Here is a 20,840-nt window from a genome sequence, read left to right as displayed (position 1 = left end):
CACTGTTGTTACGCTCTGCCCTCGACCAGTATTCGATGAAAAGGGGGAAACGACGATGAAAGTCATTTTTCTGCAAGATGTGAAAGGACAAGGCAAAAAAGGCGAAGTGAAAGACCTGTCGGAAGGCTATGTGCGCAACTTCCTGCTGCCGCGCGGACTGGTCAAGGAAGCGACAGAGGCCAACCTGAAGACGCTGGAAGCGCAGAAGCGCAGCGAGGCAAAACGCAAGGAGCAGGAGAAGCTGGAAGCTCAGGAACTGGCAAAACGGCTGAACGAACTGACCGTGAAAGTAGCGGGAAAAGCGGGAGAGGGCGGCCGCCTGTTCGGCGCCATTTCGAGCAAACAGGTGGCGCAAGCCTTGGAAGAGCAGTTCAACATCAAGGTAGACAAGCGCAAACTGGAGATGGAAGCGATTCGTTCGCTGGGTGTGACGCAAATCAAGGTTAAGCTGCACAACGAAGTGACGGCAACGCTCAAAGTGCACGTGGTGGAAGAATAATCGAGGCAAGCGAGGGGGTGTGACGTGAGCGACCTGTTTTTGGACCGTGTGCCGCCGCAAAACAACGAGGCCGAGCAGTCTGTTCTGGGGGCAGTGTTCTTATCCAAGGAAGCTCTCATCACGGCCATCGAGATTCTTCGACCGGAAGATTTCTACAAGACGGCGCATCAGCGGATTTTTAAAACGATGCAGGACCTCTACGAAAGAGGGGAACCGGTCGACCTCGTCACGGTGACGGCGGAACTGCAGGACCACAAGCTGCTGGACGAAGTGGGCGGCGTCACCTATCTGACGGAAATCGCCAGATCCGTGCCGACGGCGGCCAACATCGAATACTACGCCCGCATCGTCGAGGAAAAGTCGCTGCTGCGCAGGTTGATTCTCACGGCAACAAAAATTGCCAATGACGGTTATTCGCGCGAAGACGACGTCACGCAGATTCTCGCGGATGCCGAGAGATACATCCTGGAAATTGCCCAGAATCGCAACAGCGGGGGCTTTGTCCCGATTCGCGACGTGCTGTTGGAAACCTACGAACGGATTGAATTTCTCAGCCAGAGACGGGGGGACGTGACCGGCATTCCGTCCGGTTACCCGGACCTGGACAAAATGACCTCCGGCTTTCAGCGCAGCGACCTGATCATCCTGGCCGCCCGTCCGTCCGTGGGGAAAACTGCGTTTGCGCTGAACGTGGCGCAAAACGTGGCGGCCCGCGCGGGAGAGACCGTGGCGATCTTTTCGCTGGAGATGGCGGCATCACAGCTCGTACAGCGGATGATCTGCGCGGAAGGCAACCTGGATGCATCCCGGATGCGGACGGGTTGGCTGGAAGAGGACGATTGGCAGAAACTGACGATGGCGATCGGAACGCTGGCCAAGGCCCCCATCTACATCGACGATACGCCGGGGATTACCGTGCAGGACATACGGGCCAAATGCCGGCGGCTGCAGGCGGAAAAAGGATTGGGGCTGATCGTGATCGACTATCTGCAGCTCATTCAGGGACGCGGGCGCGGAGAAAACCGGCAGCAAGAGGTATCGGAAATCTCCCGTACGCTGAAAGGGATCGCCCGCGAGCTGAACGTGCCGATCATCGCGCTCTCCCAGCTGAGCCGTTCCGTGGAGCAGCGCCAGGACAAGCGGCCAATGATGTCCGACATCCGCGAATCCGGCTCCATCGAGCAGGACGCGGATATCGTGGCGTTTTTGTACCGGGACGACTACTACGACAAGGAAACCGAGAACAAAAACGTGATCGAAGTCATTATCGCCAAGCAGCGGAACGGCCCGACCGGAACCGTGGAGCTGGCGTTTTTAAAGGAATACAACAAGTTTGTCAGCCTGGACAACCGCTTTCGCGACATGGCGGGTTGAGCAGCGCACCGCGGTCAGCGAAGGCGGCACAGGCAGGTGCAAGGCCGGACAGCTGTCCGGCTCAGCGTGTAGACAAAGTCCGAGGCGCATGGGAGATCGGGCCCGCTCGCTCGCTTGACGCCCAGCAAAGAAGCGGATGAAGTCCGCTCCAAAACGAGACGCGGGCAGGGGACAAACATCTGGGCGTTTCGACGAAGTGAGACTTGTGTCCCCTGTGTATCCCCGCGTCTTTCGTTTTTCCGCTGAGCCGGTCGTCAAAGGAGCTCGCTTGGCCCATCTCTCCATGCGATGTACGTTGTCTACAGCTTCGGATGATGAATGGGCAGGCCTTCCGGCCTGGAAATCATTTTTTTGTGGACGCTAACTCAATGAACAGTTTGTCTTCAGTCTGGGCCGGACAGCTGTCCGGCTTTTTTGCTGTGTCCGCATGATAGCGGCAAAAGAGGGATCAGCGGCTGTTTTTCTGAATAAGATAAAAATACCGAACGTATAAACTAACCAAACTCCTAACGTTCGTATTTTCGTTGACAAGGTATGAATTGGTTTAGTACACTTAGGGTGTTTCAGGCCCAATCAAGGATATGACGAATGCAGGAGGTGTTTTTCGATGTCAACGGTCGTTGTCGTCGGAACCCAGTGGGGCGATGAAGGTAAAGGAAAGATTACAGACTATCTGGCAGAAAGCGCAGAGGTCGTGGCCCGTTACCAAGGGGGTAACAATGCGGGGCACACGATTATTTTTGATGGAAACAAGTATAAGCTGCATTTGATTCCTTCCGGGATTTTCTATAAAGATAAAATTTGCGTGATCGGCAACGGGATGGTGATCGATCCGAAGGCGCTGGTGGCGGAGCTGGATTACCTGCACGGTTTCGGGTTCTCCACGAAAAACCTGAAAATCAGCGACCGCGCGCACGTCATCATGCCGTACCACATCAAGCTGGACAGCGTGGAAGAAGAGAGCCGCGGCCAAAACAAGATCGGCACCACGCGCAAGGGAATCGGTCCGGCGTACATGGACAAGGCGGCGAGAATCGGCATTCGCATCGCCGATCTCCTGGACAAGGATGAGTTTGCGCGCAAACTGGAGCGCAATTTGGCCGAGAAGAACCGCCTGCTGGAGAAAATGTACAATACCAGCGGCTTTGACCTGAACGAAATACTGGAAGAGTACCTGGGGTATGCGGAGATCATCCGTCCGTACGTCACCGATACCTCCGTGGTGCTGAACGACGCGATCGACCGCGGCAACCGCGTATTGTTTGAAGGCGCGCAAGGGGTACTTCTGGACATCGATCAGGGCACCTATCCGTACGTCACCTCCTCCAACCCGATTGCCGGCGGGGTCACGATCGGTTCCGGCGTCGGTCCGACCAAGATCAACCAGGTGATTGGTGTCGCCAAAGCCTATACCACCCGCGTAGGTGACGGCCCGTTCCTGACCGAGCTGACCGACGCAACCGGCGACTATATTCGCGAAGCGGGATTCGAGTACGGCACAACCACCGGACGTCCGCGCCGCGTCGGCTGGTTTGACAGCGTGGTAGTCCGCCATGCCCGCCGCGTCAGCGGGATCACCGGACTGGCCGTGACCAAGCTGGATACGCTCACCGGCATCGACACCCTGCGCATCTGCACGGCGTACGAGTACAACGGGCAAATTATCGAGTCGTTCCCGGCAAGTCTGAATATGCTGGCCAAATGCAAACCGATCTACGAAGAGCTGCCGGGGTGGAAGGAAGACATTACCGGAGTGCGCAGTCTCAACGATCTGCCGGAAAATGCCCGCCACTACGTGGAGCGCATCACCCAGCTCACCGGCATTCCGCTCTCCATTTTCTCCGTGGGTCCTGACCGCGAACAGACCGTGGTTGTCCGCGGCATCTACGGATAATCAATTTTGTATCAGGCAAATTGCATACGAAAAAGCTGCCGTTTCGGGCAGCTTTTTTATTTTCATTTGTCACCTGATATTTCTGTGACCGGTTTCGCAGTGCGGAGGAAGGGATTTTGCCCCCGTTTGACCAAAACGTCCTGGTCTGTTTGTCCCATTCAGGTCGGAAAGAAGGAGCACTCTTGTCCTGTCTTCTTCGTTTGTGCCCAGGAGGATAAGCAGGGGAAAATTTTTTTGTGGCGGACAGACACAAACCGACTTTGTCTGGGCATATGGTATGGCATACCAAGGGAAAAATGAGGTGGTCGCGATGATGGGATTTGATCAAAAGGCAATGAAACTCCTGGGCAAGAACGTCCAGGTGAAAATGTTCAACGGCTGCGTCATCAAAGGAACCATGACTCATTTTGACAACGGGTATCTCTGCTTCATCACCACATACAAACAGCGGGATGAAGGGAAAACGACGATTCGCCGCCTGGCGCTGAAGGACATCACGTCGATGGTCGAGGTGTGACGTCCCGATGCGTATAAACATACAGCCACCTGCCCAATGAGAGGGAAGGTGGCTTCATTTGCGTTATACGGCTAGACCATGCCGCCGCAGGCGCGGATGATGTCGGTCGCTTCGTCGCCCCGTTCTTCCGGCACGACAGCAGTGAGCAGGATGCTGGCTTCCAGATCGTCGTCGCCGCGGTCGGCCATACCGCTCGCATCCGGGTTGGCCGCTGCCAGAATGCTGGCGTCACGGCCGCTGGGAAAATCGCCTGCCATGGTCATCTTTGCCAGACTGGGGATTTCTCCGGTAATCGGATTGAGAACGTTTTCCACGCCATCGCCGGGAAACTGACCGATCCTGTCGATCTGAACGATGTCGAAACCAGCCTGACGAAGTTTGTCGCGTGCCTGAACAGCCGCTTCCTCGGTCTTGAAACCGGCCAAAATGTTGCGTTCCTTCACGTGTGCTGCTCCTCTCAACGTTTTCTAAGTGAGCACTGCCGCTCTGGTATCCATATGATTCCTGTTAGTCGGTGCGTTTATTCGACAATATTTTACACTTGATGTTGTCGTTATTTTTGTGGTAAAGTCGACATAGTTGGTTTCTTTAGGCAATTTGACAGGCAACTGGAAACATGAGGATAGGCTTTTTGACCTGGTCGGTATTTTTCAAATATTCGGCAAGTACCGGTGCTTGGAAAAGCTGCACTGTTTTCAGGAGGGACAAGGTATGCAATGGGCCGAATGGAAGGCCAAGCTGCTGAAGCGGATGAGCGGCCTCATCCAGAACGGCAGTAAACTGGCAAAGAGCGCGGCGACACGCACAAACGCGTATCTCCGCACCCATAAAAAGCAAACCCTGTCCATCGCGGCAGGATTGCTCCTTACAACTACAATTGGATTATCAGCCTACGGTTACTATACGAGCAACGTCATCACGCTCTATCACGTGAGTGTAGACGGACAGGAAATCGGCGTGGTGAACAGTCCGGACGTGGTGAACAACTGGCTCAAGGCCAAGCTGGCGGAAGAAGAGGACAAGCATGGCCTGAACCTAAAACTTTCCAATTACATAACGTTTACGGAAGAAAAGGTATTCAAAGGCACATACGACAATGCCGCGGCGATTGAGAAACTGGCCGATGTTGCCGGCGTCCAGGTGGAAGCGGTCAAGCTGGTCGTTGACGGCAAAGTGGTCGGCTACGCCGCTGATCGCGAATCGGCGGAGGAAGCGCTGGCCAAGGTGAAGGAAAAGTTCTCCGGCATTCCCGCCTTGAGAGGAAAGCAAGCGATGGTTGCGGCCGCGTCCATGCCGTTGGCGGCGCCTGAAAAGGTCAAGGAAGTGACGTTCAAGGAAGACGTGAAGCTGGAAAGCGACTCGGTGGCGGCGGCGCAGGTGCTTCCGGTGGACGAGCTGGAAGTACTGCTCTCCAAAGGCACGTTGAAAACCGTCACCCATACCGTTGTGCCGGGTGATTGCATCGGCTGCATCGCGCAGAAGTACGGCATCACTTCCAAGGACATTTACGCCAACAACCCGGGGATTACGGAAGACACCGTGCTCCAGTTGGGGCAAAAGATCAACGTGACAGCACTCCGTCCCCTGGTCACCGTACAGGTAAAGGAGGAAGTCTCGCAAAAAGAGGCGATCCCCTTCACTACGCAGATCAAAAACAACGACAAGCTGCCCAAAGGGGAAACCAGAGTGGTCCAGGCAGGACGCGACGGCAGCAAGCTGGTCAGCTACGAAGTGATCAAGGAGAACGGACAGGTGGTTAACCGCAGGGTGCTCAACCAGCAGGTGCTGGTCCAGCCCGTGGCCAAAATTGTGGAACGGGGCACCAAGGTGATACCGTCACGTGGGACAGGCCGTTTTACCTGGCCGGCCAGAGGCCGTATCAGCAGCGGCTTTGGCATGCGCTGGGGCAAACTGCACAAAGGTATCGACATCGCAGGTTCCGGTACGATCCGGGCGGCCGACAACGGCCGAGTCGTATTTGCCGGATGGGATGGCGATTACGGCAAATGCATTCTGATCGACCACGGAAACGGGATGAAGACCCGCTACGGCCACTTGAGCTCCATCAGTGTAAAGGTGGGCCAAGTGGTAGAACAGGGCAAAGCGATCGGCGTTATGGGCTCTACCGGAGATTCCACCGGGGTACACCTCCATTTCGAGGTGATAAAAGGTGGACAAGTTCAAAACCCGTTGCGTTTCCTGAATTAGCACATCCATTGCAAAAAAGGGCGTTCCTCCGAAAATGGAGGAGCCCTTTTCTTGTTGTGAAGGGGCATCCGTAAACAGCGGGTGACAACGATTACCAGGCGCTTGTGGAGGAAAAACGCGAGATCGAGTGGAATCCAATAGAAAGAAGGGGGGAGCGGAAATGGCAAAACTCCTGGTTGTGGACGATGAAAAACCGATTGCCGATATATTGAAGTTTACGTTTGAAAAAGAAGGTTATCAGGTGGTCTGCGCCTATGACGGCGAAGAAGCGCTGTTGCAGGTGGAAAACGAAAAGCCGGACCTGATCCTTTTGGATGTGATGCTCCCCGGCCGGGACGGGATGGACGTCTGCAGGGTGGTGCGGCAAACCTGCGACGTGCCAATTATCATGCTCACGGCCAAAGATTCAGAGCTGGACAAGGTGCTGGGATTGGAGCTGGGGGCGGACGATTACGTGACCAAGCCGTTCAGCGCGCGGGAACTGGTCGCCCGCGTCAAGGCCCACCTCCGCCGGCAGAAACCAAAAAACGAGGAGCAGGAAATCCGCCAGATCCGCGTGCACGAGCTGGAGATCGACCTGTATTCGTACACGGTGGAGAAGGCAGGAGAGCCGCTGGACCTGACGCATCGCGAGTTCGAACTGCTCGCATACCTGGCGCGCCATCAGGGACAGGTCTTGACGAGGGAGCACCTGCTGCAGTCGGTATGGGGATTTGACTACTTTGGCGATGTGCGCACCGTCGACGTGACGATTCGCCGGCTGCGCGAAAAAATTGAGGACGATCCCAGCCAACCGAAGTACATCATTACGCGGCGCGGTCTGGGGTACACCATGCGCAATCCGGGTCTGGGAGGAACGGCCGGATGAGACCGCTCCGGCTGTTTACCACGGTCCAGTGGAAAGTGGTCGTCATCTACATGCTGTTGATCTTGATGGCCATGCAGTTTATCGGCGCCTATTTTGCGCGGCAAGTGGAGAGCTACTACCTCAACAACTTCTCGGAGACGGTAAATGCCCAGGCCAGTTTGCTGGCCACCCATCTGGAGGGCTACCTGCGCCCGCGCGACGCCAAGGAACAAAGCGCCGAAGAAGTCAGGCAGGGCATCGACAATTTGATCAACAACCTGGTGAAACTGAACGGAACCAACGTCCAGGTCATCGACTCCAGCGGCACGGTGATCAGCACGACGGAAGACAAGCGCATCCTCGGTCGGCGCACGTCCCAGCCGGAAGTGACGATCGCGCTGTTGGGCACGCGCAGCGAGTCGATGCGGATCGACCCGCGGACCGGAGACCGGGTAAAGATGCTGGTGCTTCCGGTCAAGGGAGACAACATCGTGTACGGGGCCGTGTACATGGTCGCTTCCATGGAAGGCACGTACATGACGATTCGCAAGATGAACGGGATTCTCGCCTCGGGGACGATGATCGCGCTGCTTTTGACGGCCGGATTGGGCGTGGTACTGGCTCGGACGATAACGACGCCGGTCAAGGAGATGACTCGCCAGGCGCGAGCCGTCGCGGACGGTGATTTTAACAGAAACGTACGCGTGTACAGTGAAGATGAAATCGGTCAGCTGGGCATGGCCTTTAACCACATGACCCGGCGGCTGAAGGAGGCCATCCTGCAGCAGGAAGAAGAGCGCGAGAAGCTGGCCAGCATTCTCACCAACATGTCAGACGGTGTGATCGCGGCCAACAGGGATGGGCAGATCATTCTGCTAAACCGATCGGCCGAAGAAATGCTGCAGGTGACGATGAACGAGTGCGTGCAAAAAGGGACGACCCTGCACAACCTTCTGCGGCTGCCGCCGGAGGAAGAGATGCCGCTGTACGCTCAAAACGAACCGCTGTTTATTGAGATGGTGCTGCCCAACAAGGATGTGCTGATTCTGCGCGTGACGTTTACCCCGCTGCAGCATGACAGCGGCAAAAAGGGCGGGATTATCGCCGTGCTGCAGGACGTGACCGAACAGCAGCGGTTGGAGCAGCAGCGCCGGGAATTTGTGGCCAACGTGTCGCACGAACTGCGCACGCCGTTGACCACGATCAAAAGCTACGTGGAAGCGCTCTTGGACGGAGCGGTCGAGGAGCCGGAGCTGTCCAACCGCTTTTTGCGGGTCACGATGTCGGAGACGGAACGGATGATCCGGCTCGTCAACGATTTGCTTCAGCTTTCCCGCTTTGATTCGCAGGGCGTCCGTCTGCACTGCAAGGATGTGGATGCCAACCAACTGCTGCGCTACGCGGTGGACCGTATTTCCCTGTTTGGCGAGCAGCAGGGTGTGCAGCTCAGCCTGGAGATCCAGGAAACGCTGCCCGAGGTACACATCGACAAGGACGCGATCAATCAGGTGCTGGACAACCTGCTGTCCAATGCGATCAAGTACACGCCCGCAGGCGGCTCGGTGGTGCTGCGGGCATACGCCAACCGGCATCAAAAACGGGTGTACATCTCAATCGCTGACACCGGTATCGGCATTCCCAGCCGGGATTTGAAGCGCATTTTTGAGCGGTTTTACCGCGTCGACAAGGCGCGTTCGCGCGGACAGGGCGGAACCGGGCTCGGCCTTGCGATCGCCCGCGAACTGGTGCAGGCGCACGGAGCTGAGATTGAGATAACGAGCGAATTGAATCAAGGAACCACGGTGACGTTCTGGGTGCCATATGCCAAAGGGGGGAAGGCGGGATGAAAAAGTGGAAGGAACCCGCCAAAACCGTGCTGCTCAACCTCCTGGTGCTGACCAGCTTTTGTTTGACCGCGCTGTTGTGGAGCAATCAGCCCAAGTTACAATTTATCGAGCCGGCCCAGTACAAGGAGTCAAAGCCGGTCCGGGAAAAACAATTGGAAGAGCTGGTGACGCCGGAGTCAGTCATTTTCCACTACGGGCAGAACCGGCACACAAAGGCGAACGCGACGGACGGGCAGTATCGCATCATCGTTCAAATGGAAATGCCCAAGTGGATCTTCCTCGACTTCGCTTCGTATCCACTCACGGCAGACAAATGGGGCACAATTGCCCGGGAAAAGCAGGGCGTGGAGATTCGCTTTCGAAGCAGCGTTCCCATGTCCGTCGTAGGCCGTTTGGTGACGATCCGCGATGAGAACGAAACCAGGCTGAAAAGCATCGACCGTTTGTGGCTGTATTACGAGGAACTGGAAGATGTCGTGTACGCCCTGTTCATTTCCACGGAAGAAGAGCGGGTGATGCGGGCGCGCACGTCAATCAGTCCCAAGGATTTGCGCCAGTCTTACCTGCCGACCGGCAACGCGATGCCGGAACAGATCATGAAAATGGTCGGGCCGCCGCGCAACTTGCCTGCGGTGGAGCAGCAATATGCTCTCGGTGACATGTACTATCTGCCCAAAAACCGGACGAGGATGCAGGCGTTTCGCTACAGCTACCATACGTTGACCAACGACCAGCTGATTGACGCCTACTTCCTCGACCGGACGCTGGTCCGCCAAATCATGGAGCGGGACAAAACACTGATTTTTACCGACGGCAGCCGCTCGATCCAGCTGCGTTCCGAACAGCAGGCAATCACCTTTACCGACCCTGTCTTTCAACCGAGCGATCAGGAACTGTCGGATGAGGAAAAGGTCAAAGGGGCGGTTTCATTTATCAACAAACACGTGGGCTGGACAGGCGACTTTCACTTCGAGACAATCAAAAGGAGCTACAACGAAAAAGACGTGATCACGTTCCGGCAGTACGTCGGCGCCTATCCGCTGGTCAGTCAGGACGGTTATCCAATCGACGTGATCCGCATCACCTCGGAGGCGGGGCAGGTGGTGACGCTGGATCGTTCGCTGCTCGGCCTGGAGCGCTACATCGACAACCACGAGTGGATTGTGATGTCCGGACCGGAGATGTTTCAGTATATCCGCGACAAACAGCTGGCGGATACCGAACAGATTACCAACGCGTACCTGGCGTACGAGACCCGAACGACTCCCGATTACGTCGAATTGACGCCAGTCTGGGTCGTGGAGATCGCCAATCGGGCCAATCTGTACATTCCCGCCCGGGTGCAGCGGGGAGGAGGACAGGTACATGGATTGGAGTAGAGCCAAAACCATTTTGATTTGGGCCTTTCTTCTCCTCGATCTGTTTCTCGGCTACCAGGTGTACCAGACCCGGTTCAGCCATTGGCAGAGCCCGTTGGCGGTGCAGGCGGACAGATGGGACATCGAGATGTATCTGAATCAGCAAAATATCTCGCTGGAAGCGGACGTGCCGCAGGAGACGCCGGCGATGACATATCTTAACGCAGAGTACGCTGGCATCAATGCAATCGGTTTGCAGGAAATACCTGGGATACAGGTGACGATGGAAAAAATGGCGCTGGCTGCTCGTCTGGACCCGCCGCTGCAGATCCGCGGACAGTTCACGCCGGGCGAGTTGCTGCGTCAGCTCGGCCCGCGCATGCTGTACGCCGACCAATACACGGCCGATCTGTATCAATCAAGCCAGGGACGGCTGTTGTACTGGCAGACCTACAAGAAGCTGCCGCTCTTTGTGGCTCCGTTGGAAATCTACCTGGAGGACGGCGCGGTCCTCGGGTACCGGCAAACTTACTTAAACCTGCGCAGCCAGGGGGCGTCCCGGCAGGTCATATCGCCGTACACAGCCATCCGCTCACTGGTGGACAAGCGGATCATTACCCCGGGTGAGCGGATCGAGAGCGTCCGTCTTGGATACTACGGTTCGTACGATGCGGACGTCCAGGTGCTCGCCCCGGTGTGGCGCATCATCCACGACGGCAAGCAGCATTTTGTCAATGCGTTTACCGGCGCGCTGGAACGGCCGCTGGTGACGTCCAAATCGTGAGTGACAGCTTTTGCATTTTTGCAACGTGACGTGTGAAGGAAGAGGGATATGCAGTGAGATTCAGTGTTTTGGCAAGCGGCAGCACGGGCAACGCCATCTACGTGGCGACCGACCGTGTTTCCGTGTTGATTGATGTGGGCATTACCGGAAAACAGACAGAGGCGGCCTTGCGGGAGATCGGGGTCAATCCGGGTGAGCTGGATGCCATTCTGGTTACCCATGAGCATGTGGACCATATCAAAGGCATTGGCGTGATGGCCCGCCGCTACAATCTGCCCATTTATGCCAACCAAAAGACGTGGGCCGAACTGGACAAACAGATCGGCACCATCCGGGAAGACCAAAGGTGCTACTTTGAAGTAGGGGAAAAGAAGGAACTGGAGGATTTGGGGATCGAGTCGTTCGGCATTTCCCACGACGCCGCCGAACCGATGGGGTTTTGCTTTTACCACGGCGGAAAAAAACTGAGTATCGCCACTGACCTGGGCTATGTCAGTGATCGGATCAAGCAGACGATTCGCGACGCGGACGCTTACATCTTTGAAGCGAACCACGATGTGGAGATGCTGCGCATGTCGCAGTATCCGTGGAGCATCAAACAGCGGATTTTAAGCGACGTGGGGCATCTCTCCAACGAGGCGGCCGGCGAGGCGCTGGGCGACTTTTTGAGCGGCCGTGCGGAGCGAGTCTACCTCGCCCACCTGAGCAAGGAAAACAACATGATCGATCTGGCGCGGCTCACGGTGAAAAGCGTCCTGGAGGAGCGGGGACTGAAAGTGGGCGACGACGTCCATCTGCGGGAGACCTACCCCGACCGGCCGACCCGATTGGAAGTGCTGTAGACACGCATAGTAACGAATGAGCCGATATTGGCGTGACTCACGGTTCTTGAGGAGCGGGGGAGAGCCGGACGATTTGTTGGATGCGGTGGTGCAGTTTGGCGTCCAACTCGTGCATGCTGCCGATCAGCTCGTCCTTGTTCAGCAGACCCTTGGACTCCAGCAGGTCCACCAACGCGTGCAGCAATAGCGCGTTCTGGTATCCTACATCCTGCAGGTCAGCCAGTTTGGCGATGACGTTTACGTCTTTCATGCCTATCAATCCTTTCTCGCAGCTCTGGGATTTCTCTGTGGAAAGTGTTACCTCCAGCATATCCGCGCCGCTTGCGATTTATGCCGGTTTTACGGTGTCGTTCCACAATCTTTCCATAATTCTCACGCGACTTTGCCGAAAACAGATCGTATACTGAAAGTGTCGCAATCGTATGTATACGTAGGCAAAAAAGCCGCTAAGCTAGTAAGTAGAGAAAGGAGAGCGAGAACCATGGGTTTTTATGATGATATAGCGCATGTGGAGCGTAAAAAGCGGAAGCCGGCGGGGCTCGGGCGGCTGATCATGACGTCGATCACCTCGGCTGTGATCGGCGGGATGGTCGTCCTCTTGATGCTCCCGACCCTCTCCAAATCGGGATACCTCTCCACAGTGGAGAAAGGCACGGCCAATGCCATGACCAATTCAGCGGCCAATCTGTTTACGCAGCCAATTTCCGTCGAGGTCAACACGGCGACGGTGCAGGCCGTGGAAAAAGTGGAAGATGCGGTCGTCGGCGTGATCAACGTCCGCCGGGTGGTCAACTGGTTCAACCAGGAGTCGCTGAAGCGCGATGAAGGATCTGGCGTTGTTTTTGAGAAAAAAGACGGCAAAGCGCACATCATTACCAACAACCACGTGATTGCCAATGCAGAAAGAGTGGAGGTCGTCCTCCCGTCCGGGGACAAGGTGGACGCAAAAGTATTGGGAGCCGACGCGTTTACAGACTTAGCCGTGCTGGAAATCGACGGCTCCAAGGTGACGAAGGTGGCGGAACTGGGCAACTCCAGCACGCTGAAAGTGGGCGAACCGGCGATCGCCATCGGCAACCCGCTTGGCATGGAGTTCTCCCGCACCGTTACACAGGGCATTATCAGTTCGCTGCAGCGCTCCATGCCGATTGACGTGGACAAGGACGGGCAGGATGACTGGGAGCTGGACGTCCTGCAGACGGACGCGGCGATCAACCCGGGGAACAGCGGCGGTGCGCTGGTCAACATCTACGGACAGGTAATCGGAATCAATACGCTGAAGATTTCCCAGGAAGGTATTGAGGGTCTGGGCTTTGCCATCCCGATCAACGACGTGAAGACGATTGTCGCCCAACTGATGCAGTACGGCCAATTGAAACGACCGTATCTGGGCATTGCGCCTTACGATTTGACCAACGTTCCTCGTTATCACTGGAAAGAGACGCTGAATCTGCCGGACAGCGTGAAAGCAGGCGTCGTCATTCGCGACGAAGTGACCAGATTCTCGCCGGCCGGTCAAGCTGGCCTGCGCATGTATGACGTCATCGTCAAGCTGGACGGCAAGGAAATCAACAACGCCGCCCAACTGCGCAAATACCTGACCCTGAACAAGAAGCCGGGTGACAAGATCGAAATCACCTACTACCGGGACGGCTTCCTGAAAACAACGACCGCCACTCTGGGCAATACGCCGGAGCGGTGACGTAGTTCCAACCGGACTGCTCACGCGATTGCTACGAGAAAAACCAACTGCGCTTCCTCCCTCACAGGGGTGTCGACCGGATCGGCACCCCTTTTTCCTATTCATCCGCTATCCGGGCCTGCTGCTTGTGACCAAGTGCATGCAGCACCGTACATCGTGTTACAATGAAAGAAATGTGGAGCGAAAAGGAGACACCTTGTGCCCGGTCCCCCGCAGATGGGAGCGTCCGAGGCAAAGGGGCGGATGTGGGATATGGAACTGTTTCAACAAATCGTTTCCCTCTTGACGATAGCCAACCTGCTGCTGGCGGCGATTCTCATCTTTATGGAGAGGCGCAACATTGCCGCCACCTGGGCGTGGCTGATGGTGTTGTTGTTTTTGCCCGGCCTGGGATTCGTGTTTTACCTGCTGTTTGGACAGAAATTGACGAGGCGGAAGCTGTACAGGCTGCGCGAAGGCGAGTTTTCCCGGTTTCAGGAGGCGGTGGAGCAGCAGATGCGGCAGCTGGAAAACGGAACGCTGTCCTTTCGCGATCCGGCCATGCGCGATCATCGGGATATGATCCTGATGAATGCGGCCAGTGACGCCGCGCTGCTGTCCCAAGACAACGCCGTCGAGGTGTTTACCGACGGCAGCAGCCTGTTTGACGCGCTGTTTCAGAGTATCGGCGAAGCGCGTGACCATATCCATATTACGACCTACATCCTTCGCAATGACGAACTGGGCAGACGGCTCATCCGGGCCCTGGCCGACAAGGCGCGGCAGGGAGTGGAGGTTCGACTGCTGTACGACGCGATCGGCTCCCACTTGTCTACCCGCTTCTTCCGCCCGCTGGTGAAGGAGGGCGGACAGGTGGCCGCGTTCTTCCCGTCGCGGATTCCCTACGTGAATATCTGGGTCAACTTCCGCAACCATCGGAAAATCGCCGTCATCGACGGCAGGACCGGCTTCATCGGCGGATTCAACATCGGCGACGAGTACCTGGGACTGCACAAACGGCTCGGCTACTGGCGGGACACCCATCTGAAGCTGACCGGCGGTGCCGTTCCCATGCTGCAGGCCCGCTTTTTCCTCGATTGGAACCTGTCCGCGACGCGGCGGATGGAGGAGCGGCCGCGGTACTTCCCCGAACCGATCCCGGCCGGCAGCGTGGGCGTCCAGATCGTGTCCAGCGGTCCCAATTCGGAAAAGCAGCAAATCAAGCACGGCTACCTGAAAATGATCTACAAGGCAAAAAAGCGCATCTATGTGCAGACACCTTACCTGATCCCGGACGACAGCTTGCTGACGGCCTTGAAGATGGCAGCCATGTCCGGGGTCGACGTCCGGGTCATGATCCCCGGCCGCGCCGACCACAAACTGGTTTACTGGGCGTCCCAATCCTACATCGGCGAACTGTTGAAGAGCGGCGTCCGCTGCTTCCGGTACGACAAGGGCTTCCTGCACGCCAAAATGATGGTCGTCGACGGCGAAATCGCCTCGGTCGGCAGTGCCAACCTGGACATTCGCAGCTTCAAGATCAATTTTGAGACGAATGCCTTTCTGTTTGATACGGATTTGGCTACCCATCTTGAACAGATTTTCCGTCAGGACCTGGCCGTCTGTACGGAAGTGACCTTGGAGGCGTACGAGCAGCGGCCGGTTGTCGTCCGCCTGAAAGAGTCGCTGACGCGGCTGCTGTCGCCGATTCTGTAGGAAAGGCGGGCGGGATTCCGGACCATACCTGGCGATCCGGTCGGCCCGCCTCCTTTCGCGGGGAATGGCAGAGGCGTTTTTCCGGAACGGACAGCGTCATTTGACCTTTCCTGGAACTGGGGTAGAATAAGGACGGGTAACGAACAGGAAAAGGAGCGGAAACACATGGAGCAGAAGACCAGAAACACAAACGAACAGCCTACCGCACAAACGATCCGCATCGCGGGAACAGAGGTGGAACTGCATCCGGCACACCCGGTGCGGTTTGCCTGCATGGAGCACGTCGACCAGGAGATCGACGAGTACGTGGATCAATTTGAGGCGGCGCCGGATACGTATCGGGCCGAGGAAGTGGAAGGCGGCCCCCTGGACAAGCGCTGCCGGGTGTGCGGTGCCGAGGGCAAAATTGCTCTCCTGCGCGTGAAAGGAATGTAGCCCATGAACATTACCGTGGTCGCCGTGGGCAAGCTGAAAGAAAAATACCTGCGTGAAGGAATCAACGAATACAGCAAGCGCCTCTCCGCCTACTGCAAGCTGCAGGTGGTGGAGGTGGCCGACGAAAAAGCGCCGGAAGTGCTCAGCGAAGTCGAGATGGAGCAGGTGAAGCGCAAGGAGGGAGAGCGCATCCTCGCCCAGCTCAAACCCGACCAGTACGTGATCGCGCTCGCCATCGAAGGGCAGATGTGGTCGTCCGAGAAGCTGGCCAGCGAGTTGGACCGCCTGGCTACGTACGGCAAAAGCCAGGTGGCGTTTGTCATCGGCGGCTCGCTGGGCCTCTCGCCGGAGGTACTGAAGCGGGCGGACGTGCTGCTGTCGTTTTCCAAGATGACGTTTCCCCATCAACTGGTGCGGTTGATCCTGCTGGAGCAGGTGTATCGGGCGTATCGGATCAACCGCGGAGAGCCTTACCACAAGTAACGGAAGCGGTTACGATGAAGTAACCAGATTATCGAATGTAGCATGGACCTAGATCGTCATCAGGCAATCACTCAAAAGGAGGCCTAAGATGAACGAATCCTCACTTGATCTTGAACTCTTTGAGAAGTTAAAGCCTGAGTTGACATCGTTCTGCTATAGGATGTTGGGATCGATCGTAGACGCGGATGATGCAGTTCAGGAAACCTACACTCGCGCTTGGCGGAGTTGGGATTCATTCAGACAACAATCTTCGCGCAAAACGTGGATCTACCGCATCGCGTCAAACGTATGTATAGACAAGCTGAGGCAAGCCAAACGCCGTGCCCTTCCTGTTGACATATTTGACCCGGCTGTTTCGATCATCGAGCCTCGCGAGACGTTGCCTGAATCGTCATGGATCTGGCCTGCTCCAGATTTTGCAGGTGACCCGGAACATGTTGTGCTGCGGAAAGATACGCTTCAACTTTGCTTTCTTGCCCTTCTGCAAACACTACCTCCCCGTCAACGTGCAGTACTTATTTTGAAGGATGTATTCGAGTGGTCTGCAAGGCAGATTGCGGAGGCGCTAGGGATAACACCTGCAGCCGTTAACAGTGCCTTGCAAAGAGCGAGAGAGACGATGGACCGGGCCGAGCTTCGCTCCGAAGAGCTCTGCATGATGGATGCTGAACCGGACCAAGAGCTGCTCTCGCGGTATGTGGATGCTTTTGAACAATTTGATATTGATGCGCTGGTGGCGTTGTTTCATGAAGACGGGTGCCTGTCCATGCCGCCTTTCGAGATGTGGGTCAGCGGCAAGGACAATCTGTTCAAGTTTTTTACCGCAACTCGTTGGCATTGCGAAGGCTCCCGACTATTGCCGATTACGGTGAATGGCGGTTATCCTGCATTTGCGCAATATATGCCAAGTGACAATAAGTCCGTCCTGGTTCCCTGGGGCATTCATGTTCTGGTAATAAAAGAGGGTAAAATTTTGCACACCCAAAATTTTATTCACGCAAAATTATTTACTCGCTTTGGGCTTCCCGAACAAATACACCGATGAATTTCAGAAGCTTATTTCGTCTAATGATATGAGAAACAAAAATCCGATTCTGATGAAATGAGGTGTACGTTAAAATGGGAACCAGCAAACCAAAGAAAGCAACCGTACGGGCAGTCATTCAGGCGCCGGTGGAAAAGGTCTGGAAGTATTGGACCGAGCCGGAACACATCACGAAGTGGAATCAGGCTTCGGATGATTGGCATGCGCCAAGAGCGGAAAATGATTTGCGGGTCGGCGGCAAGTTTGTTACCAGGATGGAAGCGAAAGATGGCAGTATGGGCTTTGATTTTGGGGGAACATACGATGTCGTGAAATTACATGAGGAAATCTCATACACAATGGGGGATGGGAGAAAAGTTGAGATCATCTTCACTGCCCGAGGAAACGAAACCGAGGTCGTCGAAACGTTCGATGCGGAAGACATTCACCCCGTTGAGTATCAGCAAGCAGGCTGGCAATCGATTCTGGACAATTTTAAAAAATATACGGAAACTCACTAATATCTGCTGGCGTCCAATCGGGCGCCATTCTTATTTGCTTTGGTGTGACACGCTGAGGCATATCACAAGTGATTGTAAAGCGGAAAATGGAACCGGCTCAACCTGTATTTGATGCCCTATTGAAATTTGAAAAAAAGGAAGCGGTCGATGTGAAGAAAACTGATCGGATGTTGGCCATCGTGATTGAGCTGCAGCGTAAAGGCGTGCTGCGCGCTGAGGATTTGGCTTGCAAGTTCGAGACGAGTATCCGCACGATTTACCGTGACATTCAGGCGCTAAGCGAAGCGGGTGTTCCGGTAGCCGGTGCGCCGGGAATAGGCTACTCCTTAATGGAGGGCTATTTTCTTCCTCCTGTCAGCTTTACAGAGGAAGAAGCGGTAGCGCTGCTCATCGGAGCTGATTTCGTAAAAATGGGGCTGGATGCTGAGTACGCCGCGAAGGCCCGCAGTGCGAAAGAGAAGATCGAGGCGATTTTACCGGAGAAAGTACGAAAGGAGACCGAACGGATCAGATCGACGATTCGACTGCTGAATGAAAAAGGGTCGAAAGTGCGCGGGCAGGAAAAGGAGACGTTCGAACAGTTGCGCCAGGCGATTCTGCGGAAGCGCAAGATCCGTTTCCGCTACTCCAAAAACTTGCCGGGTCCGGACGGAAATCGCCATAGCGAACGAACGGTTGATCCTTACGGGCTTGTTTTTTCCAAAGGGGTGTGGATCCTTGTTGCGTTCTGTGAGCTGAGGCAGGACATCCGGCACTTTCGGCTGTCTCGCATAAAAGAGCTTGTTGTACTGGAAGACTCGTTCAGAATCGTTCCGGGTTTTAGCTTTCAGGATCATCGGCCGATAGACGATCGAAATGTGACGGTCCGCATGTTGGTGGACCATGCCATCGCGGATCGGGTTCAGGAATCGGACAATTTCTACATGGAGTCGTTCGAGCCGGGAGAAGAAGGCTGGCTGGCGACGTTTCGCGTCCGGCGGGTGGAGGACCTCCTTCAATGGACGCTCGGATGGGGTGCAGCGGTGCGTGTGCTGGAACCGGAATCGCTGCGCGAACAGGTGCGCGAAGAAATCAAAAAAATGATCGAACGCTACTGACAAACTGTTGTCAGTAGCGTTTTTGTATGCTGGATTCAACTAAAGCTGAAAGGAGCCGGGTTTGGCGATGGATACGAAAGAGACGTTGAGCAAATTTGAGGAGACTGTCAGCGGTTATATGCGAGAATTGGATGGCTTGACTCTTGAACAACTGCTTTGGAAGCCGGCGGAGGACGAATGGTCGCTTGGTCAGATGTACATGCACCTGATCCGTTCCGCGCAATTGCATTTGAGGAACGTCGCATTGTGCCTTGAACCGGGAGGCAGCCCGGAAGTCTCACAGGCGGGAAAGACGAAGTGGGGAGAGGATCTGTTCAAGGGGGAGAGCTTCCCGCCTGAGCGAATCCAACTCCCCCCGTCCCCGCAATATACGCCGCCGCAACCGGAGAGCAAGGAACAACTTGTCGCCGGATTGCAGGATACGCTGCGTCGAATGGTCGAGATTGAACCCATAGTAGCGTCGGTGTTTGATCCGGTTGCCCAGAGGCAATCAGAACCGGGTAAGGAGATCGTTCGAAATACGGTTCTCCATCCGCGATTTGGCGGATTAAACGCGTTGGAATGGTTTCGGCTTATCGAGATGCATTATCGCCATCATTTACTCCAAAAGCAGCACCTGTGCGACGCTTGGAGGGAAGCTCATGGATGAGCCCGGAATGGAAAGCGGAAAGCCTTCTTACTGGATAGGCGTAGCTTCGAAGTCGCATGTGCAGCGGGCGGTTAGTGTGGCAAACGGAATTGGGGCTACTCGTTCCGTATCAGCCACTTTGCGATAAGCGTGAAGCTTTCTTGATGATCGCGAAAGCAATGCAAGCGGCCATCCAATAAAGGATGGCCATGCCTTTTAAAATGACATTTAGGTACGATCCCGGAACTAATTTTTCACCCCATTTTCTGTTACAACAGTATTTGAAAGTAATCCGTTAAAAGGTTTCTTTTCTTTGATTTCCAGAGAATCCGACGATAACACAAATAATGAATCCTCTACGGAGGAGGATAAGATTAATTCATGGTTCGTTATATGAAAATCGTCGGCAAGCAGCGGAATGGAATGACTAGTTACAGATTTCGTATTTGTATCAACGATAGTTAGTATCCTTCCAAAGAAGCTGGTGATGTCAAAATGAAGAATATACAATTTGTCTTTGAATAACTTCAGTTTATATGGAGCTGGAGGCACTTTTACATGTGATAATTTTTCCAGTGTATCCGCTCTGTAAATTACCAAATTTGTATGCCTTGGATTAAATAATCCAACGTACACGTTTTTATCATCGGCGTCAAGGGAGCGTGCCGCTTGCCCATCCAGATTGATTGTGAGTGTTTTATATGTTATCAAATCAATTTTGTGGAGATAGCTATCCTGTTCGTTTAACATTTCATTTGCTGTAACATATAAACGATCGTTGTGAAACACTGCGTTTGTTATTAATCCCTTAAGACTTATTGTTTTGATGATGTTCATTGATTCATTATTGATGATAACAACTTTTCCGTTTACCCCATCCTCAACACAAAGAACAGCAGTGAAATTGTTATCCGAATGAACTACTCTGATTGGAGAAGGTAGGTCATTATACGTATAGACGATTTTGTTCCCCTGAAGCACATATACTTGGTTTCCACCTTCTTCTATGGGCACCCACATCCGACTATTTTTATCAATTGATAAATGGGTTGACAGCCCACGGATTTTCTTTTGAACATGATTTG

General features: G+C 54.9%; 21 protein-coding genes. 18 read left to right on the top strand and 3 right to left on the bottom strand.

The genetic code is table 11. From position 1 onward, the window contains the following. Nucleotides 1-55 precede the first annotated feature (55 nt). The 4 genes from rplI (at nucleotide 56) to KDN35_RS16750 (ending at nucleotide 4,284) form a co-directional block, all read left to right on the top strand. Nucleotides 56-499, top strand: a complete 444-nt coding sequence (gene rplI, locus KDN35_RS16765; RefSeq protein ID WP_171563923.1) for a 50S ribosomal protein L9 — start codon at nucleotides 56-58, stop codon at nucleotides 497-499. Between the two features lie 24 nt (nucleotides 500-523). Beyond that, entirely contained in the window at nucleotides 524-1,873 is a 1,350-nt protein-coding gene (gene dnaB / locus KDN35_RS16760; protein ID WP_171563924.1) for a replicative DNA helicase, read from the top strand. A gap of 607 nt (nucleotides 1,874-2,480) precedes the next feature. Further along, the gene (locus KDN35_RS16755) at nucleotides 2,481-3,767 is read left to right on the top strand and encodes an adenylosuccinate synthase (protein ID WP_171563925.1); all 1,287 of its coding nucleotides are present in this window, start codon (nucleotides 2,481-2,483) and stop codon (nucleotides 3,765-3,767) included. Between the two features lie 313 nt (nucleotides 3,768-4,080). Then, complete coding sequence (locus tag KDN35_RS16750; protein ID WP_371808859.1) at nucleotides 4,081-4,284, top strand: hypothetical protein; 204 nt, start codon at nucleotides 4,081-4,083, stop codon at nucleotides 4,282-4,284. Nucleotides 4,285-4,355: 71 nt separating this feature from the next. Here KDN35_RS16750 and KDN35_RS16745 read toward each other — a convergent pair whose 3' ends face one another. Next, nucleotides 4,356-4,727, bottom strand: a complete 372-nt coding sequence (locus KDN35_RS16745) for a hypothetical protein (protein ID WP_171563927.1) — start codon at nucleotides 4,725-4,727, stop codon at nucleotides 4,356-4,358. A gap of 268 nt (nucleotides 4,728-4,995) precedes the next feature. Between KDN35_RS16745 and KDN35_RS16740 the strand changes: the two genes are divergently transcribed. The 6 genes from KDN35_RS16740 (at nucleotide 4,996) to KDN35_RS16715 (ending at nucleotide 12,170) form a co-directional block, all read left to right on the top strand. After that, nucleotides 4,996-6,492, top strand: a complete 1,497-nt coding sequence (locus KDN35_RS16740; RefSeq protein WP_171563928.1) for a peptidoglycan DD-metalloendopeptidase family protein — start codon at nucleotides 4,996-4,998, stop codon at nucleotides 6,490-6,492. Nucleotides 6,493-6,652: 160 nt separating this feature from the next. Continuing rightward, nucleotides 6,653-7,360 (top strand): response regulator YycF, encoded by a 708-nt coding sequence (yycF, locus tag KDN35_RS16735; RefSeq protein WP_171563929.1) that lies wholly within the window; start codon nucleotides 6,653-6,655, stop codon nucleotides 7,358-7,360. Then, nucleotides 7,357-9,186: a cell wall metabolism sensor histidine kinase WalK gene (gene walK / locus KDN35_RS16730; protein ID WP_212133336.1), complete on the top strand. Its 1,830-nt coding sequence runs from the start codon at nucleotides 7,357-7,359 to the stop codon at nucleotides 9,184-9,186. The genes yycF and walK overlap by 4 nt, the downstream gene beginning before the upstream one ends. Continuing rightward, on the top strand, nucleotides 9,183-10,565 hold the full coding sequence (locus KDN35_RS16725) for a YycH family regulatory protein (protein ID WP_212133335.1): 1,383 nt from the start codon (nucleotides 9,183-9,185) through the stop codon (nucleotides 10,563-10,565). The genes walK and KDN35_RS16725 overlap by 4 nt, the downstream gene beginning before the upstream one ends. Beyond that, nucleotides 10,552-11,328 carry a two-component system regulatory protein YycI gene (locus KDN35_RS16720; RefSeq protein WP_171563932.1) on the top strand — a complete coding sequence of 259 codons (777 nt, stop codon included), beginning with the start codon at nucleotides 10,552-10,554 and terminating at the stop codon, nucleotides 11,326-11,328. The genes KDN35_RS16725 and KDN35_RS16720 overlap by 14 nt, the downstream gene beginning before the upstream one ends. Nucleotides 11,329-11,381: 53 nt before the next feature. After that, nucleotides 11,382-12,170 carry an MBL fold metallo-hydrolase gene (locus KDN35_RS16715; protein ID WP_171563933.1) on the top strand — a complete coding sequence of 263 codons (789 nt, stop codon included), beginning with the start codon at nucleotides 11,382-11,384 and terminating at the stop codon, nucleotides 12,168-12,170. Between the two features lie 37 nt (nucleotides 12,171-12,207). On the opposite strand, the gene KDN35_RS16710 is transcribed toward KDN35_RS16715, so the two are convergent. Beyond that, entirely contained in the window at nucleotides 12,208-12,420 is a 213-nt protein-coding gene (locus tag KDN35_RS16710; RefSeq protein ID WP_171563934.1) for a hypothetical protein, read from the bottom strand. 231 nt (nucleotides 12,421-12,651) lie between these two features. On the opposite strand from KDN35_RS16710, the gene KDN35_RS16705 reads away from it, so the two are divergent. From KDN35_RS16705 to KDN35_RS16670, 8 genes are all read left to right on the top strand, one after another. Beyond that, the gene (locus KDN35_RS16705) at nucleotides 12,652-13,872 is read left to right on the top strand and encodes a S1C family serine protease (RefSeq protein ID WP_171563935.1); all 1,221 of its coding nucleotides are present in this window, start codon (nucleotides 12,652-12,654) and stop codon (nucleotides 13,870-13,872) included. A gap of 252 nt (nucleotides 13,873-14,124) precedes the next feature. Then, on the top strand, nucleotides 14,125-15,567 hold the full coding sequence (gene cls, locus KDN35_RS16700) for a cardiolipin synthase (RefSeq protein ID WP_212133349.1): 1,443 nt from the start codon (nucleotides 14,125-14,127) through the stop codon (nucleotides 15,565-15,567). A gap of 165 nt (nucleotides 15,568-15,732) precedes the next feature. Then, the gene (locus KDN35_RS16695) at nucleotides 15,733-16,002 is read left to right on the top strand and encodes a CxxH/CxxC protein (protein WP_171563937.1); all 270 of its coding nucleotides are present in this window, start codon (nucleotides 15,733-15,735) and stop codon (nucleotides 16,000-16,002) included. Between the two features lie 3 nt (nucleotides 16,003-16,005). Further along, on the top strand, nucleotides 16,006-16,485 hold the full coding sequence (gene rlmH, locus KDN35_RS16690; protein WP_171563938.1) for a 23S rRNA (pseudouridine(1915)-N(3))-methyltransferase RlmH: 480 nt from the start codon (nucleotides 16,006-16,008) through the stop codon (nucleotides 16,483-16,485). A 52-nt stretch (nucleotides 16,486-16,537) separates the two neighbouring features. Then, a complete protein-coding gene (locus KDN35_RS16685; RefSeq protein ID WP_349290997.1) occupies nucleotides 16,538-17,530 on the top strand; it encodes a sigma-70 family RNA polymerase sigma factor in 993 nt (330 codons plus the stop codon). A gap of 74 nt (nucleotides 17,531-17,604) precedes the next feature. Then, entirely contained in the window at nucleotides 17,605-18,030 is a 426-nt protein-coding gene (locus tag KDN35_RS16680) for an SRPBCC family protein (protein ID WP_212133333.1), read from the top strand. Between the two features lie 149 nt (nucleotides 18,031-18,179). Then, nucleotides 18,180-19,127 carry a helix-turn-helix transcriptional regulator gene (locus KDN35_RS16675; RefSeq protein ID WP_212133332.1) on the top strand — a complete coding sequence of 316 codons (948 nt, stop codon included), beginning with the start codon at nucleotides 18,180-18,182 and terminating at the stop codon, nucleotides 19,125-19,127. A gap of 67 nt (nucleotides 19,128-19,194) precedes the next feature. Further along, on the top strand, nucleotides 19,195-19,776 hold the full coding sequence (locus tag KDN35_RS16670; protein WP_212133331.1) for a DinB family protein: 582 nt from the start codon (nucleotides 19,195-19,197) through the stop codon (nucleotides 19,774-19,776). Between the two features lie 225 nt (nucleotides 19,777-20,001). Here KDN35_RS16670 and KDN35_RS16665 read toward each other — a convergent pair. After that, nucleotides 20,002-20,840, bottom strand: an 839-nt coding sequence (locus KDN35_RS16665; RefSeq protein ID WP_212133330.1) for a YncE family protein, incomplete at its 5' end; no start/stop codon positions are given.

This window comes from Brevibacillus sp. NL20B1 (assembly GCF_018195675.1).
Classification (GTDB): domain Bacteria; phylum Bacillota; class Bacilli; order Brevibacillales; family Brevibacillaceae; genus Brevibacillus; species Brevibacillus aydinogluensis.
This window is presented reverse-complemented; position numbering and strand designations above follow the sequence as displayed.